15 protein-coding genes are annotated in these 23992 nt (G+C 43.0%); 4 read left to right on the top strand and 11 right to left on the bottom strand.

Annotation, left to right across the window (positions count from 1 at the left end):
- Positions 1-92: 92 nt before the first annotated feature.
- The 7 genes from JO375_RS01985 to JO375_RS02015 all read right to left on the bottom strand — a co-directional run bounded on the left by JO375_RS01985 (position 93) and on the right by JO375_RS02015 (position 9995).
- On the bottom strand, positions 93-827 hold the full coding sequence (locus JO375_RS01985; protein WP_229522898.1) for a sugar phosphate nucleotidyltransferase: 735 nt from the start codon (positions 825-827) through the stop codon (positions 93-95).
- A gap of 13 nt (positions 828-840) precedes the next feature.
- Positions 841-1977: a glycosyltransferase family protein gene (locus JO375_RS01990; protein ID WP_229522899.1), complete on the bottom strand. Its 1137-nt coding sequence runs from the start codon at positions 1975-1977 to the stop codon at positions 841-843.
- A gap of 70 nt (positions 1978-2047) precedes the next feature.
- Complete coding sequence (locus JO375_RS01995; RefSeq protein ID WP_229522913.1) at positions 2048-5884, bottom strand: glycosyltransferase; 3837 nt, start codon at positions 5882-5884, stop codon at positions 2048-2050.
- Positions 5885-5926: 42 nt separating this feature from the next.
- Positions 5927-6340 carry an adenylyltransferase/cytidyltransferase family protein gene (locus JO375_RS02000; protein ID WP_229522900.1) on the bottom strand — a complete coding sequence of 138 codons (414 nt, stop codon included), beginning with the start codon at positions 6338-6340 and terminating at the stop codon, positions 5927-5929.
- The gene (asnB, locus tag JO375_RS02005) at positions 6337-7863 is read right to left on the bottom strand and encodes an asparagine synthase (glutamine-hydrolyzing) (protein ID WP_229522901.1); all 1527 of its coding nucleotides are present in this window, start codon (positions 7861-7863) and stop codon (positions 6337-6339) included. The genes JO375_RS02000 and asnB overlap by 4 nt, the downstream gene beginning before the upstream one ends.
- Before the next feature lie 25 nt (positions 7864-7888).
- Positions 7889-9196: an ABC transporter ATP-binding protein gene (locus tag JO375_RS02010; protein ID WP_229522902.1), complete on the bottom strand. Its 1308-nt coding sequence runs from the start codon at positions 9194-9196 to the stop codon at positions 7889-7891.
- A 10-nt stretch (positions 9197-9206) separates the two neighbouring features.
- Positions 9207-9995, bottom strand: coding sequence for an ABC transporter permease (locus tag JO375_RS02015; RefSeq protein WP_229522903.1), 789 nt, complete (start codon positions 9993-9995; stop codon positions 9207-9209).
- Positions 9996-10145: 150 nt separating this feature from the next.
- On the opposite strand from JO375_RS02015, the gene JO375_RS02020 reads away from it, so the two are divergent.
- On the top strand, positions 10146-12605 hold the full coding sequence (locus tag JO375_RS02020) for an O-antigen ligase family protein (protein ID WP_229522904.1): 2460 nt from the start codon (positions 10146-10148) through the stop codon (positions 12603-12605).
- A gap of 174 nt (positions 12606-12779) precedes the next feature.
- Here the strand turns inward: JO375_RS02020 and galU are convergent, their stop codons facing one another.
- Complete coding sequence (gene galU, locus JO375_RS02025) at positions 12780-13664, bottom strand: UTP--glucose-1-phosphate uridylyltransferase GalU (RefSeq protein ID WP_229522905.1); 885 nt, start codon at positions 13662-13664, stop codon at positions 12780-12782.
- 187 nt (positions 13665-13851) lie between these two features.
- Between galU and JO375_RS02030 the strand changes: the two genes are divergently transcribed.
- Together JO375_RS02030 and JO375_RS02035 are read left to right on the top strand one after the other, a co-directional pair.
- The gene (locus JO375_RS02030) at positions 13852-14880 is read left to right on the top strand and encodes a glycosyltransferase family 2 protein (protein ID WP_229522906.1); all 1029 of its coding nucleotides are present in this window, start codon (positions 13852-13854) and stop codon (positions 14878-14880) included.
- Positions 14881-14940: 60 nt separating this feature from the next.
- Positions 14941-15333 (top strand): GtrA family protein, encoded by a 393-nt coding sequence (locus JO375_RS02035; protein WP_267497652.1) that lies wholly within the window; start codon positions 14941-14943, stop codon positions 15331-15333.
- 143 nt (positions 15334-15476) lie between these two features.
- Here JO375_RS02035 and JO375_RS02040 read toward each other — a convergent pair whose 3' ends face one another.
- The 3 genes from JO375_RS02040 to JO375_RS02050 all read right to left on the bottom strand — a co-directional run bounded on the left by JO375_RS02040 (position 15477) and on the right by JO375_RS02050 (position 21755).
- Complete coding sequence (locus JO375_RS02040) at positions 15477-17987, bottom strand: U32 family peptidase (RefSeq protein ID WP_229522907.1); 2511 nt, start codon at positions 17985-17987, stop codon at positions 15477-15479.
- A gap of 556 nt (positions 17988-18543) precedes the next feature.
- On the bottom strand, positions 18544-20457 hold the full coding sequence (locus tag JO375_RS02045; RefSeq protein ID WP_229522908.1) for a stalk domain-containing protein: 1914 nt from the start codon (positions 20455-20457) through the stop codon (positions 18544-18546).
- 50 nt (positions 20458-20507) lie between these two features.
- Positions 20508-21755, bottom strand: a complete 1248-nt coding sequence (locus tag JO375_RS02050; protein ID WP_229522909.1) for a S1C family serine protease — start codon at positions 21753-21755, stop codon at positions 20508-20510.
- 346 nt (positions 21756-22101) lie between these two features.
- Between JO375_RS02050 and JO375_RS02055 the strand changes: the two genes are divergently transcribed.
- On the top strand, positions 22102-23727 hold the full coding sequence (locus JO375_RS02055; protein ID WP_229522910.1) for a nitrite/sulfite reductase: 1626 nt from the start codon (positions 22102-22104) through the stop codon (positions 23725-23727).
- Positions 23728-23992: the final 265 nt, after the last annotated feature.

Genomic DNA, 23992 nt, shown 5'->3' on the forward strand with positions numbered 1-23992 from the left:
CAGAGCTATTGCACTTATAAAAAGCCCTCGATTATAAAATCGGGGGCTTTTTATAAGTTGATTATGAAGCATTTTTCAGGAAAGGCAGGAACTTAAAAAAGAGGCACAAGATCATAATCCATCTCACTTACTAGCTTGTTAGCAAGCCTCAATGAACTATGTGTTCCTGCATCCGTCCACCAGTTTTCTAAAACATCAAATGTAAGTTCGTCTCTTTGAATATAAGCGTTATTTACATCTGTGATTTCATATTCTCCTCTTGCCGAAGGGGCCAAAGTCTTGATGATATCGAATACAGAGTGATTGAACATATAAATCCCCGTAACGGCATAATCACTTTTAGGTATCGATGGCTTCTCTTCAATGTTCACAATTTTATCGCCCTGCAATTCTGGTACTCCATAACGATTAGCATCAGGCACCTTATGGAGCAGTAATTTTGCTCCTGATTCCTGTAGCTTGAATTTTTCAACAAACGGTGATATATCATCTTTGAAAACATTGTCCCCTAAAATAACAACCATCTTGTCACTGCCAACAAAATGCTCGGCTAAAAGTAAAGCCTGTGCGATTCCCCCCGCCTCGTCTTGCACTTTGTAAGTCAAGGTAACTTCAAGGTCAGCACCACTTCCCAAGAGATTAACTACATCTCCCATATGTTCCTTTCCGGTTACGATTAAAATATCATTGATCTTTGCCCTCTTGAGCTTATCAATGGAATAATAAATCATCGGATATTTACCAATGGGCAACAAATGCTTGTTTGTAACTTTAGTAAGTGGATATAATCTTGAACCTGTTCCTCCAGCTAATATAATCCCTTTCACTACTAATTTCCTCCTATTGAAACTCCTTTATAAGCAGCTCCATAATGGTTTTTGCACGAGCTTCCCAATTATTATTGACGATGAAGTTTTCCAATTGCTCCTGATCATAAAAAGGGGGGTGCAAGGCATCTAAATCGATTAAAAATTCTCTTACTTCCTCCAGGCTATTATATAGATAGATCCCCTCCTGATTTAACCCTCTTGTTTCCTCGCTTTCCACCGCTAAAATTACTTTATTTAAGCTCAAATATTCATAAATTTTAACTGGGTTAATCGTATCTATTCTATCCGAATTCCTTAAAAAGGGGTATAAACAAACATCAAAAGCTTCAATAATCGCACCAATTTCTGATTTAGGAACAGGCTCAAAATATCGAATCCTGTTGTGATGCTCAAAGTGATAAGCCAGGTTATTCCTTCCAACCAAACATACAATAAACCTTTCATCAAATTCAGTGATAGCCTTAATCATTTCTATATCAAACCAGTGGTCAATCGCTCCTACATAGCCAAAAATATGGTAACCCTCATGTTTTAACCGTCTTAACTCACTGGTGACCAAACTATCTACATTTATATTTAGTATAGCTGTATCGACCGCGTTTTTCACTACACAAGATTGTTTATTGAAGGTCTGGGAATGCTTATGCAAGGGATCACTCGTCGAAATAACCAGATCCGCATTCTCCAGTAATTCAAGCTCCCACTTTTTAAGCAATTTTTTCATCAATGCATTGTTAGTTAGAAATACATAATCGTCCATTCGGTCAAACACAATTTTCTTATTATTAATGTGTTTAATAAGTGGATAGAAGACAGGACTTCCCAACCAAATAATATCCGCACTGGAGACTAAATCTTGCAACTGTCTCTTTTCAAACCATTGGTTCCAATGGAAAATATCTAAGCCCTCGAAGCTTCTAGGTAATCTCAGACTCCCAGAAGGTCTAAATATTTTGAGATTGTCGTCAACGGTGTACTCTCTCTTCTTATAATCGGAATTATGTCTGGCGATACTGTTCAGTATGCTAATTGACGGTTCTACAAAAGTGATGTGAATCCCCGGCATTTTAGCAAGCTCCTCAGCCAAATGCTGCGGACGCTGCTTCAAATCGTCCCAATAGATCGGAGAAAAATATAAGATGTTCAATTTAACCGCTCCATACTAATAAAGGCGCCCTTTAATTTTCATAAAAGAGGCGCCTTTAAAGTTTTATTAGTTATCTATATGCTTCTACGAACTTTTTTCGCAATTTCATATCATTTTCTTTCAATTGTATCAGCTCTTCATACGCTTCAATTGTATATTGTTTATACAAGATATCAATTTCTACGTCTCGATTTCGAGTCGGAAGCTTCTGCAAATGATTTAATTCAGCTTTAACAATTTCGAGATGATTCTTATCAGCTTCAATATCTGATTCCATCGGGGCATACAGATCCTTTTGCAATTGGTAATTAGTCAAAATACTGTTTCGCATTGTTTTTCTAACATGCTCAACTGTATATCGAGAAGCATCCACATCATGGATGACCTTCATTCTAGGATTCAGGCCCACCTTATAACCAATTTCTCTCATTGCAAAGGAGACAACAATTTCTTCTCCTCCAGCGTAATTGTTCCCTTTACGCCCATAAGCACTTCTAAAGCCCCCAATTCGCATTAGCGCAGCATGTCTAACAGCAAAATTGGCTCCATAAGGAAACTCCCACTGGTAATTAGAATCTGTTATTCCTTCGCCTTCCACGATAAGCTGACTCCAGAACGCTTCCGTACCTGGCTTAACCACATCAGGACGTTCATCATGTAAGTTGAGTATAATATTCCCACCCATGACCCCGATATCAGGGCGCGTAGAGAATCCTTTAACGGTCTCCTCCAGCAAATCCGGGCTTGCGATAGCATCATCATCAATATAGAGCAGGACTTCGCCTTCCGCCCCAAATAAGCCAACATTTCGTGCAAAGGAAAGGCCTTTTAAAGGGGCTTCCATATATCGCAGGAAAGATTCGTCTATATTATAGGTTGTTCTGAATTCACGAACCAAATGATGAATCTCATCATTCAGATAGTCGTTATTGACCACAATAATTTCATAGTCTGTTTTATTCAACGACTGCTCTATTACAGATTTAATTGCGTTTGAAAGCTTCTCGCTTCGCTGGTAGGTACAAATAATAACCGATAATCTCTTATTATAAACGGGTTCACTTTCAATAACAGCTTCAATCCGATATAAGTGATCATTCTTTATCTTCGTATTTATAAGTGAGAACAGCACATCCGTATCTTGAACAAAAAAGTCATAGTCGTTATCCGTCTCGCCATTCATTTTATCCTTAATCTTCAAATCCCACGGATAATCAGCTACAAATGTGTCTGCCGGGTGTTCTGACTTATCCATAAGCAGGGTATACACTGATGATGAAGCTTTAGCCTCTATAAACTCAAAATCATGGACATCACCTGTTCTTATATATAAATAGCAAACAGGCGTTGCTAGGTTAAGACCAATAATAGTACTGACTTCTTCCCTTCCAGCCACTGTATGTCCTTTATCCAGAACATATTGCGTGAATTTCTCAACTTCAGCAGCATCCCCTTCGATGATCCATACTAATGGAGTCAGATAAAAATCTCTCCTATAATCATCAAGTACCATAAGCTTATATCGGTTAGATGTGATGCCAAGCTCCTGATCTGCAGCAGTCAATGATTTATCATGCCAGCGGTAATCGTATATAGGCTCATCGAATGTCACATGTTTGAGCTCAAATAAAGAGTTGACTCTCATCCAGTAATCATAATCTTCAAGAGTATGCTTGTAACTAGAATAGTCGCCAAGTAATCTTGCTACCTTTGCTCTATACATAAAGGCTGCGCCAATTGTATTGTTAGGGTATACGTTTAACTCCAGTGCAGACTTCGGTAACATTACATTACCACTGAATTGCGGCTCCTCGTACCAGCCATGGTTCGAAATAACTTGATCATTGGAATCAATCAAACGCATATTGGCAAAAATCATCCCGATATTCTCATCCTGCTTAAGATCCGCAACCATCTTTTCCAGAAAGTTCTCGGGAAGAATATTGTCTGCACTTGTCCAAGTGTAAAACTCACCATTAGCTAGCTTGAAACCTCTAGATAATGTTCTTGGAATCTTGCGATTTTCCTGATGCACTACACTAATACGATGATCTGCTCTGGCATACTCGTCAATGATTTCTGCCGTTCCGTCCTTTGAACCATCGTTAATGATAATGAGCTCAAAATATTTATATGTTTGGCGTAAGATACTATCAATAGCTTTGGCTACATAATCCTCTCCGTTGTACACAGGAAGAATAACAGATACAAGATTCTTTTCAAATTGAATCTTAAACCTGTCGAGTTCCAAGGAAAAAGAGTTGTCTTTAGCTAATTTATAGTTCAAAAATCTATACTCATACCAAGTTAATAAGGATTTAGTATGTTCTGCATCTTTCCATAAATCGATCGGTTGGTCTGTTGCTTTCGAATTTTTAAGCTTAAGAGATACTTTAGCTTTTATCTTCTTCAATAATATGGTGGTGCCATAGCTTTTCCATACTTTATATCCTTTAAGTACATATATCATTTTGGACTTGTGCAAGATATGTTTAAGTTTATTTGCCATTTTCCACCTTTTAGAGTTATAGATATTATGAAGCTCTGTAGATAGCCTGCTATTGTATTCTTTTAGTTCATTAAACTGGATCGCAAATTCATTATGTTGACTAAATAGCTGTTTATATTGATGGTTTAAAATATCCAGACTGTTCATTCCATCTTTATAATCCTGCATGAGCCGAGCATATTTCTGTTCCAATATATCTTTTTCTTCAGACAAAGATGTAAAATCTGCCGACATAGTGCTTATGACTTGTTCCTGTTGGTCTCGCGTTTGAACCAGTGTATTAATCTGATCCATATGCTCGATAATTCGCTGCTTTTGCTGCTCTATTTCTTGCTTTTGAGCTTGATTATGAGCTTGTAATTCATTAAACTCGTTTTTCAGGCGTGTATGCCCCGCTCTATAAGCATGATCTACGTCGTCTTTTAGAAATCTATTTATTACCTCCATACACTTATCTATCGTCTCTCTTCCCTTAACCGGAAACATCTCTAAAGTAAATTTCCTTCTTTGTTGTACTAATTGTTTATCTAAGATTGCATCAAGTAAAGTCTGTTTAATATTCCCGTCAGCATTCACAAAAGGAACAATGCTGTTCTGAACAATTTGTTCTTCCAAGGGTAAAATCCCTTCGAACGATTCTGCTTGGGGGTGCTGGAATATTACAATTGGAGTATCAGTAAACAGTGCATCAAATATGGCGCCAGAGCCGTCAGATAATATTACATCCGCTTCTTCTATGAGACTAACAAGAGAAGCCTTGTGATCCAGCACATCAGGTATACGAGACTTCACTAAATGAACTCGATCATGCTCCAAAAAAGACGTGCCATGATGTAATTTGACCTTGATATTAAAAGCGTCCGAAATAGCTTCAATATGGTTCATCACAAGCTCGATAGACGATTCATTCCCATACGTCGGCAGATACAGCAAGTTATACTTATTCGTTTCGTGCTTTTTCCTTTGAAAATTGGCGTATTTAATCATTCCTACGATCTCGGTCTGAGTGTACGCTGCCAGAACCGAAGAATCATATAAACCGTTACAGAAGATAAAATCAAAATTCCGGCTCCATGAATCCAGGTTCCAGTTAGGCTTAGCCATTCCATACTGATATCTAAACTTATAATCCGATTTGACCTCCAAATAATAAGGAAGATAAGGATAAAAAGCTAATTTATATACCTTGTCAGGTACGGAGTTTGTTAGCGTCGCATTAATACCGTTGCTTTTCAAATAATGGTAGGTATCTAAGGCCATGTCTCCCCAATCATCTTCTTCAATTTGAGGGACATAAATATCACAAACGATCTGCTTTTTTTCACACTCCTTAATTAAAGGCTTAATCGTCTCATACAAAACCAGATTGTGAATAACAAAAGCTATAGATCTGTTCATATTCACTGCAAAACCTCTTCCTTTCAGGCAAAAATCCCAACCTTATTTTCTTAGTTTCAGTAATGTCTCATTCAGTAATGTCGAAGATGTACTCTTTGTATAGGGAAAATATATAATCTTCACTCCAACTTCTTTAAACTGCGACTCATACTGAACCCAGCGTTCATTTTGGAACCAATCATCGCCTACGAACATTACGTCATACTTTAATTTTTGCCAAACCACAAGTTTATCCATGGTGTCCTGAGGAATTACAGTATCAACAAACTTGATATTTCTGACAATCTCCATTCTTTCCTCAAAAGGAATTACTGCCTTCTTGTACTTGTACGAAACTAATTCGTCTGTTGTCACTCCAACAATGAGCTTATCACAGAGCGATTTGGCATTTCTCAACAAATTTAAATGTCCAATATGAAATAAATCGAAGACTCCGGAAGTATAGCCGATAATCATAAGATTTCTCCTAACGTAGTTAAATTGAAGTTAAACCATTTGTCGAATGCTGTCTTTCCTTCAATTTGTTCAGAAGATAGGACGCTTTCAAGCTGAACAGGAAAACCAACCTTTTTTCTGTTAATAATCTCAGCAGGAACAATATCTTTAAAAATTCTCTTGAGGGGAGCCTTAACAACTCCATCTTTCATTTTATAATGTGAATCCACACCTGCAAGTCTTTCGATTAGCCGATAATCTAAGAAAGGAGATCTAGCTTCTACCGAGTTTAGCATCGAAGCACTATCCAATCGTTTGAGTAATCCTCTCAAATGGGCTTGCTGAAAGAATGCCGCTACAATTTTTTGAGGAGACTTTAGGTCCATAAACGGCGCCAATGCATCTTCTACAATCCCAATGTCATCCTCAGATCCATAGGTGTAAAGCTCACTAAAGACCCTGATATCGAAATCTGTAGTGTTGCTGGCCCATCTGAAAATACGGTCATACCCAAAGAAAAGCTCATCCGCGCCTTCACCGCTTAATATGACTGTATTCTTAACAGCTGCTTGTTGGGTCATATAATACAGCAGCACTTCATTAGGCACAGACAGCGGCTCTTTTTTGGCAATAATAAGCTCGCGAGCTAATGCTAAAAAGCGATCTGGGTCAAACAGGATCGGATGATGAATAGTATTGTATCTAGCGGCTGCGATTTCAGACCACTGAAACTCATTATAATCTTCAAAGCCAACAGTCCAAGTATGCTCTACTTTGGCCAGTGCCGTAACAATTGTGCTGTCCAAGCCACCGCTCAGGTAACTTCCAATTTCAACATCAGCAATCTTGCGGTACTCTACTGCAGAGCGAATTAAAGACTCAAGCTCCTCATCGGAAGGCGGTTCTTTCTCCGAATAATCAATTTCCCAATATTTAATGAATTCCCCATTTTCATAATAATACCCTGGTGGAAACTCTTTTATTTCATTATAAATGGTACGATCATTAAAGAAGCATCTCATCTTTTTATACTGTCTTACAGCTTCTTGGTCTATAGAAGTGCTACGGATGAGTGGGAGCAGTGGAGCTATTTCAGAACTAAAAATAAATTCTTCTCCATATTGGCTATAATAAAGCGGTTTTACGCCCATACGATCCCGGGCTGCAAAAAAAGATTTCTTCTTCATGTCTAAAACAATAAAACTGAACATTCCATTAAGCCAATTCAACATTTGGGGACCATATTGAATATAAAGCTTCAATAAAAGTTCAGTATCCGAGTTTGTTCTCATTTGAATTGAATGATTGGAAGCTAACTCTTTATAATTATAAATTTCTCCATTATATATAATTACATATCTACCATCATCAGAAAAAAAAGGCTGATCACTTCTCTGATCCAAATCTAAAATACTAAGCCTGTTATGCCCCAGCATAAAATTTTCATTCTGGTATACACAAAGTGGGGCCGTAGGCCCCCGGTGTTTCATGATATTTAATGAATTAAGAAATGCTTCTTTATTGATAGCTACATTAGAAAACAATATCCCGCACATTTTATCACCAGCCCTAATTAATAACTTGCAAATCGATTGTGTTATCTACAAATATTAACCCCGGTACATAATTATTCTCCGGCTTAGGAACCTCAAATACTGCTGCTATGCTCACACTATCCAAATAAAGAGGCTCAAAAGGTTTGGGCTTCAATCCAATAGAGATGGTGTACTTGCCGCTCTCAGATAACAAATTACGAAAATTAAAGTTGACCTCCAGAATGCCACCCGCCGACATTTTCGGAACCAGTTTTGCTTTATTATAGATATTCATCCCAAACACATCTACACCCGTATGGTTTCTAACCATGTAGCCAATGGTTCCCTCGGAATCAATATCTTTATAATATTGCGCCACTAGACGTAAAGTAACCATTTCGCCAAAAGGAACCTGGGTAACCACTTCTCCATTAACCAACAAATCCGCTCTTATAAAGCGTGCGTCTCCCGTTCCAGAGCGAAACTCATTGGCACGTTTTGCGAAAGCAGGGTCCTCCTCTAACAGTAAAAGCGTTCTTTCCTTATTCGTCTCCGAATTCACATACATATCCAGGGATTGAACGCGCTTCATGTCCGCAATTTCCTGATTAATGATATTCTCGTAAATTTGCGCAACGCGTTTCACCGGACCAATCTCGACCATATGTCCTTTGTCGATAAGCAAGGCTGTATCACAAAAGCTTTTAATTGTGTCCATAGAATGAGAGACAAAAAGGACTGTGCTTTTCTTGGAAAGTTCCTTCATTTTAGTAATACATTTTGCCTGAAAATAAATATCCCCAACAGACAAGGCTTCATCAACTATCAGGATATCTGGATCAACATTAATGGCCACTGCAAAAGCTAATCGGGCAAACATACCACTGGAGTACATTTTGACAGGCTGGTTAATAAATTCACCGATGTCCGCAAAAGATATAATATCTTCTACTTTTTCATCCATTTCGGCCTTACTATAGCCCATAAGGGTACCATTCAAAAAAATGTTCTCCATCCCGGTTAAGTCTGGATTAAATCCAGCTCCCAATTCCAGCAGAGCCGCAATTTTACCGTTCACCGTAATGCTCCCGCTGGTAGGTGTAATTACACCTGTAATCATCTTTAAAAGAGTGGATTTCCCTGAACCGTTTTTACCGATAATACCAATCGCCTGTCCTCTTTCAATAGAAAAGGAAAGATCGCTGATGGCTTTAAAATCGGAATGATATTTTTTTTTAAAAGGATGAATAGCTTCTTTTAAGCGTTCATTGGGATTATCATATATTTTATATATTTTTGTGACATTATTAACTTCTACAGCAATCGATTCATTCTGAGTCATACTTTTCTCCTCACAATACATCAGCAAAATGAGACTTCATTTTTTTGAAAATTTTAGTTCCTATAGTACCCGCTACAATCACAATAGCCCAAAAGTAGATCGTCATTAGAGGATGCTCCCAGAACCATTTGTGATTGATAAATGCATCACGATATCCTTCAACGATATAGAGAATAGGATTTAGTTTGAAGAAGAATTGATATTTGTCCCCAACAATATTCAAATTCCAAAAAATAGGAGTTAACCAAAAGAATAGTTGAATAAATACTCCTACAATTTGACTGACATCTTTAACAAAAACAGCCAATGTAGCGGTTATGTAAGAAATGGATAAAGAAAGAAGGATCGTAGCCAATAAATAATAAAGCACTTGAAAGTTATAAACTGTAAACTCAACATGGTATATTTTAAACATGATGAAAAGAACAGCAATAAAAAACACATGCACAAAAAGAGCAGACAGGATTTTCACCATAGGCAGCAAGCTGACACGAAAAACGATTTTTTTCACCAAATAATTGTTTTCAATGATGCTATAGGTTGCCGTTGATAAACTCTCTGAGATGAAGAGCCAAGGCACCATCCCTGTTAGTAACCACAGGATAAAGGGGGTATCTCCAATAGGCGTATTTTTAAAACCAACCTGAAATACAACCCAATATACAAGTATGGATACCATAGGATGTATAAAAGCCCAGAGCACCCCCATAAATGAGCCAAGATATCTGGATTTAATATCTTTTTTAGATAATTCCCAGAGCAGCTTTAAATTTTTGGACAAGTTTTGAGTTAAATTCATACGCGTATGTCACGACCTTAAACATGGTTTGGTAAGTATCTTACAATACAACAGTGTAAACATTTGTAAGTGTTTTTCTTGCAATATGGCTCATATAGCCACGATATGCTAAAATGTTGACGTATCTACAAGCAAAGGAGATTGTAAACCTTGTCGAATCCAGTATACGGGAAACAGGCCCAAACGTCGACCCGTGACGATAAAAGGCCGGCTATATTTTGGGTGTTAATTGTTGGCATGATCTTGTTTTTAGCTTGGTCCCCCTTCCAGGCTGCACTCTTCAATGGGCAGATGCTTGATTTTGAGAAGCCTCTCTATTGGGCTTTGATTATCAGCATGATCCTATTGATTTTAGGAATCGTAACCTATTATAAAAAATTCAAGCTGGAAGAGCAAAGGGATTGGCTGGCCGTATTGGTGTTGCTGCTTCCCTTGACTTATGTGCTTTCGCTGAGTTCAGCAGCCTCATATTATCTGGCCATGAATATGGTGGTGGTACAGTGCATATATGCCGCTCTGTTTATCATCTCAATCTATCTACTTCATGATCGCTTAGGCAATAAGATTATTCATAATCTGATTATGACTGTTGCTTATGTCATTGTAGGCTTTGGCTTTATTAACTGGTTCGGACAGTGGGTGCTTGCTGGCAAGCTGGTAGGCTGGCTAAGCCAATATGTTTATCATGATCGCTATATCAGTGCAACGATGATAGATACAAACGGACTCCGACTGACATCGGTGTTTCAATATGCGAATACATATGCCGCTTTCCTGATGGCTATTTTATTTGCAGCCGTGTTTTGTCTGATGAAGTCAGGGTCATGGTATGGAAAAGCTACTCATGGCTTCATGTTGGTGCCAATCGTGGTTTCGTTATTCCTAACCTTATCACGGGGCGGTCTGGTTATGCTGCCAGTTGTATTCGTGTTGCTCTTGCTTTTCTTTAAACCGGCACGACAAATCATATGGATTATACATTGTGCCGTTGCTGGCGTGGCGTCAATATCTATCTTGACACCCATAACGAATATGGGATTACATCTCGATAAAGTCTATAACGGTGGAGAAGCAGCCAAGGGCTGGGGATTGCTTATCGGGGTTTCCCTTGTTGTTGCTGTCGTCCTGTGGCTTGTTGAACGTTACCTTTCACCAAAGCTGGAGAATGTCTTCAAAGGGTGGACTTCCCGTAAGTTATCCAACCTGTGGTTGCCTGTCGGTTCGGTTGTGGTGATTGGCTTGTTGGCTTTTCTGTTTATTGGAACTGGCCTGCGCAGTGTACTTCCTGAGAACGTTCAGGTCCGGTTAGAAAACATCAATTTCCGCCAGCATAGTGTGCTGGAGCGGCTTGCATTCTATAAGGATGCTGCCAAATTGATTAAAGATTACCCTGTAATCGGCACTGGTGGTGGCGGATGGGCCACTTTGTACGAAAGGTACCAGGATTATCCTTATACAAGCCGTCAGGCTCATAACTTTTTCATGCAGTACCTGGTTGAAGTTGGCATTTTTGGTTTTGTAATTTTCATGTCATTCATCTTATATATTTTCTACAAATATATTCGTAACTATGTTAATCAAAATGATGAAGAGCGGGATGCTCACTTTCTGTATCTTATTTTGGCACTCTCGATCTTACTTCATAGCTTGTTGGACTTTAATCTTAGTTACGTGTTTATGGGAATACTTGTATTTATAAGTCTTGCTGGGATGACTGCTGCTATAGACAGCAAACCTCTTAAACGTCTGTCTATGAGGGCTTCCGGATTCCGGATCATGTATAGTGCAGTCATTGGCATTCTAAGCATCGTGTTGCTTTTTGTAGGTCTCCGCTTCGTGCAATCGGCTAATGCTGCCGTATATGCCAAACAGGTCATGGCGGTTAGCAGATCGTTCGAGGAAATTCAAAGTGCTAATAATAAAGACCTCCAACTTCGTCCTACGCACCCGGATTCGGTTATAAGATTGGCCGCACTGTACAAGAATGTTTATGATCAAACAAAAAAAGATGAATTTTATAACGCTGCAATAGAGGTACTTAATACGGGCCTGAAGGCAGAACCGTATAATAAAACCATGTATAACATCAAAGTTGACCTTTTACAAATGAAGGGTGAGAATGAGCAGGCTTTCAGCATTTTGGAAAATAACATTTCCAACTTTAAATGGGACAATGACTGGTACAATATGTTAATTACCAAAGCTTATACTATTGGCAATAAGGCACGTGAGCAGAAGGACACCGCCAAGGAACAGAAATATTTCCAAGCAGGTCTCGCTGCTTATCAGCAGGTTCTGGATGGGGTAGCTCATATGAAGACGATTCCACCTGAGATTGAGTTGACACGTACTTTTGAAGTAACTCCAGGTATTGCGCTCAGTGCTGGGAAAATTGAGTTTATGTCAGGTAAACCTGCTGAGGCTGCCAACATTTTTAAAAACGGCTTAAAAGACGACCTGAGTGATGCTACAAATCGTGAGGTGGTTCGTTACTATATCGCTGCTCTGCAAAAACAGGGCCAAAACGACGAAGCATTATATAACAAGCTGATTCAGGCTGATCCAAAGGAGAAGGAGCAAATTGATCTGTTAAAGGCCTTAAAGCTCTAGGTATACCGTTAAAGTTATTAAATACAATATACACTTAATGACAAAAGAGAAAGGAACGTAGAAGCTATCACGCTTCCTACGTTCCTTTTTTTAATCCTTAGTTGAGCTTTCTATTCTACTCCATCCCGAAATGACATCATTGTCATGGAAAGTGGCTCCTGTATTTATTACACTTTAATTTTTATTTTCGTCAATTTCTTTAATAACCTGTCTCATATAAGCCAGTACTTCGTCTTTAATCTCATCATGCTGCAGGGCATAATGGATAGTTGTTTCAATGAAGCCCAGTTTCTCGCCAACGTCATGGCGGTTGCCATCAAATTCATAGGCCAGAATCGGATGCTTTTCTCCCAGTTTGGATAGTGCATCCGTCAGTTGAATCTCCCCGCCTACTCCAGCGGATTGCTGACCCAGGATATCAAAAATATCAGGCGTTAGGATATAGCGTCCCATGATCGCCAGGTTGGAGTTCGCTTCTTCCTTTTTCGGCTTTTCTACCAGACGTTCGGCTTCCGAGATTTTGGTAGTAAGTGCATGACCTTCAACAATCCCGTACCGATGTACCTCGTTCCAAGCCACTTGCTTTACACCTACAACAGAACGCTGGTACTCATCGAAAACGTCAATCATCTGCTTGAGACAAGGATTCTCAGACTCAACGATATCATCGCCTAAAAGTACGGCAAAAGGTTCGTCGCCGATAAATTTTCGCGCACACCAGATTGCATGCCCCAAACCTTTAGGCTCCTTTTGACGAATATAGTGGATATCAGCCATCTCGGACGGTTTGCGCACTTCATTCAGCAGATTCCATTTTTCCTTCGAGGTCAGATTATGCTCCAGCTCAAATGAGTAGTCAAAATGATCCTCAATGGCTCTTTTCCCTTTACCAGTTACGATAATGATATCCTCAATACCTGATGCTACAGCCTCTTCAATAATATATTGAATCGTTGGTTTGTCCACGATTGGAAGCATCTCTTTAGGCATCGCTTTCGTTGCAGGGAGGAATCGAGTTCCCAGCCCCGCGGCAGGAATAATCGCTTTTCGGATTTTCATAGGTTAGACTCCTTTTCAACAAAACTTGCTAATTATTCAAATACATTCGTGTAGAATTGTATATTGCTAGTAGTTTATTATAGCACTTCATCATGGCAATGTTATATAATTTAAGGAAATCATATTATAGACTAAAAAAGATAGTATTTTGGGTACCAGCAAAGCCAAAATTTGAGGAGAGAGTTCTTTGAATTCAATAATCAGTAACCCTGTTTTAACCTTAGTTATTCCCTGTTATAACGAAGAAGAAGTATTGACTGAAACAATAAGCAGGCTTACAGCCATTCTTGAGGAGTTGGCAGAGCGCCAGCTCATTTCCAAACATAGCAAGATGCTGTTTGTTGATGACGGCAGCCGTGATAAGACATGGAACATCATAGCATCATATAACCAGACCAATCCTTATGTGAGTGGTCTCAAATTGGCGAAAAACGCCGGACATCAGAACGCTTTATTATCTGGGCTAATGGAAGCTAAAGAAACATCCGATTGCGTAATATCCGTAGATGCAGACCTGCAAGACGATCTCAATGCCATTCAAGAATTTGTTATCAAGTTCAAAGAGGGTTATGACATCGTGTATGGGGTCCGCAAAAGCAGAGCCACCGACACCTTTTTCAAACGTTCAACAGCTCAAGGCTTCTACCGTGTGATGAGTAAAATGGGAGTCAACATCGTATACAATCACGCAGATTACCGTTTAATGAGCAAAAGAGTTCTTCAGGAACTTAGCAACTTTAAAGAGGTTAACCTCTTTTTACGCGGATTAGTTCCGTTAATAGGATACCGGTCCACCGAAGTGTATTATGATCGGCATGAACGCTTTGCGGGAGAGTCCAAATATCCTTTAAAGAAAATGCTTGCCTTTGCTTTCGACGGAATCACCTCATTTAGCGTTACTCCGATTCGGCTGGTCTCGGCTGTAGGTTTTGCCATGTTTGGAATAAGCCTGTTAATAGCAGTCTATACCATCATTAGCAAACTCCTGGGTACCACCGTGTGGGGCTGGTCTTCATTAATGCTGTCTATCTGGTTTATAGGCGGTCTGCAGCTTGTCGCACTCGGACTCATTGGCGAGTATATCGGAAAAATATATAAAGAGGTAAAACAAAGACCTAAATATATTGTTGAGACCATTTTAGATTCCCAAAGCACCCTAGACGCTAAAAAAACAACATCCAAAAATAGCGAAAGGAAAGCTCTAGCTATCCAATAAGCAGATGCAAACAGGGTGAATACATTGACTTTATTCCAAAATAGTTTCTTCCGTTTTCTTATGGTCGGGGTTTTAAACACACTCTGTGGGATGTCCGTCATGTTCTTGCTTTTCAATACGTTAGGAATGAATTACTGGCTATCCACCTTTATTGGTAATGCTGTGGGTGCTACGGTAAGCTACTTCCTAAACAAAAAATTCACTTTCAGAAATAATGCAAGCCATGGGCAGACCCTCTGGAGATTTATATTTATTATATTGATATGTTATTTCCTATCATATTGTCTCAGCTATTTGATCAGTCACTTCCTGATTTCAAATCTAAGCATCAAAAATAGCGAAATTCTAGGCAATTTATCCATCCTAATCGGGAATATCTTTTATACTTTAATTAATTACGTTGGACAAAAATATGTTGTTTTCTCTCGGAAAGCGAAAACACAAAGAGTATAACGGGATGAGGATTGTAACAGTTGAAAATAAGCTCGAGCAAAAAAACAGGGAATGTGCTATGGATGCACATCCCCTGTTTTTTTGCTATTTTCTACGTTTATATTAAAGCGGGATGAATATGCGGGGCTAACGATAGCCTTCTCTTACTTCACCAGTTGCCCACGCGTAACACCCAACTGGTTCGTTGCCTTGAGCGTCTTCCATACCTGCGTACCGCTGATTTCTCCGCGCAGGGCACGGTTATAGAGATCGATAACCTCGTGCACTTGTTCTGACGTTTCCTCCAAAAACTCTACGCGGTAGCGGGACACACCCAGCTCCATAAAGTTGGACAGGTACTCGGCACCGGATTGCTCGATCGCATTGTATACCGTGTTGCGACAGCCTTCGTCCACGCGGACCGGGTGAGACATGCCAATCCGGTCACGCAAGGAGGCACGATGATCCTCACAAGGACGACCACAGTTGGTGTAGTCTGTGCCTTCACTCATAAAGGTGCAGTATACGCAATGTTCCGTATGGAACATCGGCAAATGCTGCTGAATGACGATCTCCAGCTTGTCGGTGCGTGTGCGTCTCAGCATATCGACCATCTGCTGGATGTTCAGGTCATACGACGGCGTCACCAGGTCGCAGCCGGAATCCAGGAAGAGATCAGCCGCTTTATGGTTGGCGATATTCAGTGAAAAGTCACCAATCAGCTGCGGGTGATGTGCGTCTGGGTTCTCCAGACGATGACGCATGTAGAAATACAGCGCCCCCGGATTGCGTACCAGCACGGCATCCGGCTTCAGGCGCAGGATGTTGTTGTGATAGCCGTTTTCACCCGGCATGTGAATACGAGGTGTCACCAGCGCAATTCGGCGTCCTGCGCCATGTACGGCCTCCACAGCGGCCGGGAATTGCTTGATGAACTCGAAGTCGGCGTAGATGAACTCCACGCCGGCCTCCAGTGCAGCCTCAACCTGCGGGAGGCTGCGGCACAGCGCGGTCAGCTCCGCCTGACCGTGTGCCACAGGCGATGCCGGAACGGATGCATCGCCATACACCTCTACCGCCCGCTTCGTGTACACGGGCGGTTTGGGGCGCTCGCCCGCGAGCAGTTCCACCGCCTTGCGGCGGATGCTGTTCAGCTCGCGCATTGGCACGATGACGTCCCCTTGCAGGTGGACGTCCAGCTCTTCCAGCTGGAACACTGTTCCGCCCAGCCGGCCGAACTGCTCCTCGAGCAATTCGTGCGTCATCGGACGCTTCTGGGCGACTTCAAGTTCCAGCTCGGAGTCCACACGGACCATCGTACCCTTTTGCACATCGGTCCACCAGGTTGACAGCGGCTGCCCTGGAGAGCCGCTGACACGCACATGTACCGGGAAGACACGGTACGGCTTGTCGGTGTCATACGACTGGCGCAGACGCTTGTCCAGCGCCGGGTCATTGGTCTTCCAGATGCGGTCGCCCACGTGTACACGGCGCAAATCGACATCGTTGCGTCCTGCTATGATGTCAATGATCCAGCCTTCGCCAGCTTCACCTTCGATTTTCACGCCCTTGCGGCGGATATCGTATACGCGTCCGCCTTCTTCTTTTTGCGTAGGATCGCCCGCATCGAATACAATACCGTCGCCGCGTTTTAGCGGCGCATCAATACGGCACACAACCCCATCACGGAGAATTTGTTCCACCCGGCCCAGATACACGCCCCGGCTTTTCGGGAACGTACCATCAACCAGCTTTTTGTTATTCGTTCCTTCCAGAAAACCGTGTGTGAAGCCACGTGAAAAGCTCTGCTGGAGCTCACGGATATCTTCTTTGCTCGTCTTGGAGGTATCGCCATCAAAATACTTATCGATGGCCTTGCGGTACTTGCTGACCACGTTGGCTACATATTCAGGCGTTTTCAGCCGCCCTTCAATTTTAAAAGAAACCACACCCGCGTCGATCAGCTGAGGCATCAAATCAATCGCCGCCAAATCCTTAGGTGACAGCAGGTATGTCACATCGGCCATCGGCTTTTGCTCTCCATCCACCATCAGATCGTAAGGCAAACGGCAGGCCTGTGCACACTCACCACGGTTAGCAGAGCGCCCACCCCACATTTCTGAAGTCAGACACTGACCTGAATAAGACACGCATAACGCGCCATGCACGAATACCTCCATGGGGAGTTTCGCTTGTTCACCTATTTTTTGAATCTGCTTGAGATTGTTTTCACGCCCAAGCACGACGCGCTCGATGTTGTAAGGCTTCGTGAACTCTACAGCCTCCGGTGAGGTAATCGTCATTTGCGTAGACCCATGGATCGGAAAATCAGGTGAAATATCGCGGATCATTTTCACCAAACCCATATCCTGAACAATTAAGGCATCAACTCCCGCATCTATGCAGGCATCAACCAGTTCTTTGGCATCCTCCAGTTCGTTCTCAAAAACTAGTATATTAAATGTCAAAAAGCCCTTGACCCCGTAGCTATGCAGAAACGCCATAATTTCAGGGAGCTCCTCCATACGGAAATTATTCGCCCGTGCCCGTGCGTTGAACTTTTCCACCCCGAAAAAGATCGCATCGGCCCCGTTTGCCACCGCCGCACGCATACAATCCCAGTCACCGGCTGGTGCCAGAAGCTCGACATCTTCTCTTCGTACTGCTGATTTCATGATTGTCCTCCCTATATGCTGAAAACGAATGATCCCCATGGACTCGTTGTTTTCAGGGCAGCTATGCTGCTTGCTTGAAATCCTATCTTTTTCTATCATCTTGTCCGATCGTCCACTCGCTGAACCATCGGTCCCTCGCATGAAATACATCCAACTCAAAAAATCCGCATCACTAGCAGTTGCGGCAGAATCATTCTTATCTTGTAACTAATCTAGTGTACCAGACTGTGCCCCAAGCTTCTACACTTTCCAAGCGATTCCTTCAAAAATATCATATCTATACCCGTGGAGAAATCCGAGGGGATGATGCTCCCAAAGCTAATTTTTCTACGAAAAGCTTTTAAAGCGACCGCTCCGCTTGTAACACAAAAAAACACTTACAATCCCGTCAGACGGTATATTGTAAGTGCTGATTATACAAAGTAAGGCAAGAATTCGCATGTTAAAATAACGTAAACAGCATGCTTTGATCTCCCCTGCCTCTATCCCCTCCTTGAAAAATTAGCACTCTTGTGGCACGCGCAGCGCTTCCTCCACAAACCACCTAATCTTTTCTCTACTTCACAAACATAAACGAATTCAGCGTTGAATCCAGTGCGTTGGACTGCACAGCCGTGTTGTTCGCATCATTTAGCGTTGTTGTCACGGTATAGGTTTTTCCATTGTGCTCCAGAACGATTTGGTGGCCCGTGTAGCTTATGCCTTCCTCCACACGATGGAATGTAAAGGACACTGCCGGGACACCGGCAAACGTCACATCTTTAACCTCCTCAACCTTGAGGTTTTTATAGCTTTTACCTTGTTTATCATAAAAGTCCTTGAGCTGGGACACTGTAAATTCAAACGATTGGCCATTGTCGATTTTGATAGAGAAACGTCCGCCGGTAAACTTGTATTCCACGTCAGCCATTTCAAATTGGTCGCTGACCGCAGTCCAGTATCGTGGAATATTGACCGTATATTCATAGGCTTTGGATGCCTTTTTGACTGTTTTCGTTTTTTCTGTCAGATAGTCGTCTTCTTCCAACTGCCCAAAGTTGCTCGCTACGGTTTGGAAATCAATTTGCAGCGAGGAAATGAGTGCGTTGAACTGGTCACTCCCCTTGTTGGCCTTTTCCGGTACGGCATATTCCGCCAGGTAGCGGTATCCACTTTGCTGAATCAGCACATTGTACTCCTTAACCCATCCATCGCCAAAATTATAGCGGTACTCCTGAACCAGTCCTTGGACGCCTGCAACCTTCATCGGGTACGTTTTTGGTGCCTCATAGGCTGTGGACACAAAAGAATCACTCAGCCATTTTTGCAACTGCCGACTCCAGCTCTCCAATGTTCCATCCGCAGGCACTGAGGTTACTTTCAGATGGAAGCTTGATCCATCATTGCTCTCGTACTGCATCCGCTGATCATCCATTTTCCAGCCTGCAGGGATGCTCAGTGACACACCATAGTCCGAATTCCCAGCTTCGCGTGTGCCCCCTACAACAGTGGACAGGTCTTTGATGCTCTTATCCTGCGCATTAAAGGAGGTCTTGAAGGAATTCAACAGGCCCGCATATTGGGACAGATCCTTATAATTCGTCGCTTTATTATCTGAAAAATAAATTACATACAGCCGCCCGTTATCATAATACTGGCGAATTTCCCACAGTACACCGTCCGCATCCTTCGTAACGACACGCGCATAAGGAACCTTTACTTTCGGGAAGGATTTTCGATCTATGACCATTTCTCCCGTTTCTTTGGCCGTCTGTACCAATTGCTGCAGCAGATCATCCGCATTCAGCGGAACTGGCTGTGACGCTACGTGCACTTCCATGTAATATGCATTGTTCTCATCCATAAATGTGGAGATACTCTCATCTCCGCCTCCCTGACCAATGACGAGGCCCGTTGGATAATTCATGGACCATTCATAGTAACTGTTCCCGATCTGCGTCTTGCCTTCATCATTATCAATGTTCGGCGTCTCTTCAACCTCCGTGCCCGCGTCTTCTTGTGCTTCCATCCGGATGACGATACCTGCGCCATTCTTCTCCAGCTTGCCGCCGAGACCTTCTGCTACTTGACGCAGAGGCACCATAAGAATGCCTGCTGACATTTCCGGCGGGGCGGGAAGGGCCACCTTGTGACCTCTCACCCAAGCTATACGACTGCCAAGGGTTAGAGATACAATACGGGACCCGCTGCTGATTTTGACCACATTATCCTCAGCCAGCCGAATTTTGGTGTTAAAAGCCTTTTTGAACACACCGGCCGGAACCATGAGTACGCCGCTCTTCGAATACGGCTTCGTAATGCTTGACTTTTGGCCGTTCACAATGGCGGTATTGCTGCCGCTTTGCAGACGCAACTCCAATATGGTTTTATCACTATCTGCTGCTGCAGCCGGCAAAGCAGAAAGCACCAAGGACAATGCGGCGACGCCGACCCCGAGCTTGCGCATTATTTTTCTTTGAGTATGCTTCACAATAATCTCCCTTTAGCTTTTTTGATAGATTCAAGAGCCGTTATTTTCGTTCACTTTCCAGCAACAGCGGCCGCTTGAACTGACTCCACAGCTTCCTTGGAACGCGCTACACTGCTATCTTCGCCGGAACCTGCTTCATTCGAATCCTCAAGATCCTCTCCCGACTGAATGGATTCATAGATTTCACCATTATCCCGGGCCAAGACGAGCTTGCGCTTCACAATATCACCGTCTGACTGCATAAGTACACTTACCGTTTGGCCAGGCTGATAATTTTTCAACAGCTCATTCACGTCGATCGTGGAAGCTACACGCTTGCCGTTAATACTGTACAGCTCGTCGCCTTCCTTGATTTTGGCCTGAACAGCGTTTGCGGAGGTAATTTTCGTGACTTTCAAAGGGTCCTGGGTGGGTAAGCCGACGATAGCCGACCAGCTCTCCTCCAGCCCCAAGCCAAGACTGGCGCGCCGAACCTCACCATATTTAAAAAATTGGGCGATGACGTATTTCACTGTATCCGACGGAATCGAAAAGCCCATATTTTCAATGCCGACCGCCGAAAATTTCATTGTATTGATCCCGATGACCTCACCCTTGAGATTAACCAGCGGTCCGCCACTGTTTCCGGGATTGATCGCTGTATCACTTTGGATCAAACGATAGGCAGCATTGATACCCCGGTTCAATCCGCTAACGACACCCGTGGTTGCCGAATTACGGAGAGAGAACGAGATCGGCGTCCCGATAGCCACCACCTGCTCACCCACCTGCAAGCTGTTCATGGAGGCTGCGAAGGCCGCAGGCCTGAGTCCGCTTGCCTTGATTTTGATCAAAGCCAAATCACTGATCGGATCGCTGTAACTGTTGGTGATTCCATACGATTTTCCGTCCGAAGTTACAACCACGGCATCACCCAACCCTTCGATCACGTGCGCATTCGTAACGATCCATCCGTTTGACCGAACGATGACACCCGTGCCGTGAGCCAGATTGTACCGATCTCCTCCTGCTACTGTTTCTCCCGTGGCTGAACGGCCGATGATACCGACCACGGAAGGGGAGACGTTTTTAACGACCTGCGGTACACGATCTGCCGACAACGTATATGTACCATTCGTGCTGATATATACGCCACTGGTTCCCAATGCTTTGTTCATATCATTTACGTTGATATAGACCCCGCCATTAATGACTTTGGCCTTCAAAGCAGTTCCACTGCTGACTGCACCGACTGTTCCAGAAACACACAAAGCGCCGCCCAATGCCAGAACAGCCACTCTTTTCCCCATCTTACGCATATACTCACCATTTCCTCTCTAACGTGACCCTGTTCTATCAGTTAGTCCAAATCTACCATAGAGGGGATATGCATACAAACGCTTTAAGCCCTATCTTTTTTTTAAAAGGCACCGTTTGTCACTTACCTCTCCTCATACCCTATTTATATTATAAAATTACCAAATCCTTATATCAAAAAAATAAGCAAAAACGATAAATAATCGTTATACCATTTGGGGCATTCCTTCGTTTACGGGTGTAACCCAATTATGGTACCATCACATTATATCTTAGTTGTATTGTCGGAAATAAAATGTAATTCTGAACCCTCAGTTTTAAACAAAACGTATGAAGGAGGCTAAGCGGATGGCCTATGAACCAATCTGGACCGCTCATCCTGACAAACTAAATAAATTTGAGCTGGTCAAACTGGAGAAAGACGGTCTCGATGTTATACGTACCATTATCGAAAAATATGCGAACGAAGGCTATGACTCGATCACTGTGGACGATATGGACCGATTTAAATGGGCTGGTGTGTATCAGCAAAAACCCAAGGACGGTCATTTCATGATGCGTGTCCGCATCAACACAGGTATTATGACTTCGGCACAAGCACATGCACTGGCGGACATATCCACACTGTACGGGAGAGGGCTTGTGGATGTCACCACTCGTCAGGCCATTCAGTTTCACTGGCTGACGATTGAAAGCTTGCCCGATATTTTCGAGCGGCTGGAAAAAGTCGGTTTGTATTCCTTTGAAGCCTGCGGGGACTGCCCGCGTACCATTGTCGGCAACCCACTGGCTGGCATTGATCCGAATGAATTGGTCGATACCCGAGAGATTGTGGATGAAGTAAACCGTTTTTTCTTGTTGAATCGTGACTTCTCCAATCTGCCGCGCAAATACAAAATGTCCATTTCCGGCAATACGTACAACAACGCGCAGGCTGAAATCAACGACTTGTCTTTTACGCCGGCTACCAAGATCATCGACGGAAAAGAGGTGCTCGGCTTCCACGCAATGGTCGGCGGAGGTTTGTCCGCCAAACCACAGCTGGCACAGTCACTGGATCTGTTTGTCCGCCCTGAGGAAGTACTAAAGGTGGCTATTGCCGTCACAACCATTTTCCGTGACTATGGCTACCGGGAAAAACGGCACCATGCTCGCCTGAAATTCCTCGTTGCTGATTGGGGCCCGGAAAAGTTTTTGGCTAAACTCACCGAGTATATCGGCGAAATGCCAAAACGGGGCGAGGACAAAACGGTCGGCTGGCAGGCCGCTTATTTTGACGGTGTACATCCGCAAGCCCAGGAAGGCCTGAACTATGTCGGGCTGAATGTGCCTGTCGGCCGGCTGAACGCTGACGAGCTGCATGAACTGGCCGAACTGGCTGACCGCTATGGCGATGGACATATTCGTACCACGATGTCGCAAAATATATTGCTGAGTGGCGTGCCAGACGACCAGGTCAGTCAATTATTGAAGGCTCCCGTATTGCAGCGTCTGACACCACAGCCCAAGCATTTTATGAGCCGCACCGTATCGTGCACAGGGAATGAATTCTGCAATCTGGCCATTGTGGAAACCAAAAAGCGGGCGGTTGATGTGGCTGAGTACCTGGACCAGCATATAGATTTGGATGAAAAAGTGCGTATTCATTTTATCGGCTGCCCAAATTCCTGCGGCCAAAAGCATATTGCCGATATCGGCCTGCAGGGATCGCTCCTTAAGACACCCGAAGGCATGGTCGACGCTTTCGACATCGCCGTCGGCGGAGCACTCGGCTCAGGCTCCCAATTTAACAAAGCGCTCAAGGGCCGTGTACGCGGCGATCAGGTTGGGCCTGTCCTGGCAGAGCTCATTCTGTTCTACAAGGAAAACCGCATCTCTGGTGAAAGCTTTTACGCGTATGTACAACGGGTAGGTATTCCGGCCTTCCAGGAAAAGTTAACTGCCATTTTACAGTCCAGCATCGTTGCATCCTAGTTATATCATCCAACCTGCCTGTTTGTATTTCGTATACAAGCAGGCTGATTTTTTTTGCCCTGCAGCCATATAAGGATGGCATTCTGCGATCTACAAAAAAGACACCGAGTTACTCCGGTGTCAATATCTTCGCAAAATCGAGCACGGTCGGTTTCCGGGCGCCTGAGGTAGCTGTTACCACCGCGTAGCCTGATGGTATTTTATATACCATGCCTGTATCATATCGGATGCCAAAGGAATTGTCTTCCTTATAATGAGTCGTGGT

The sequence above is a fragment of the Paenibacillus farraposensis genome (assembly GCF_020736845.1).
Lineage (GTDB): Bacteria > Bacillota > Bacilli > Paenibacillales > Paenibacillaceae > Paenibacillus > Paenibacillus farraposensis.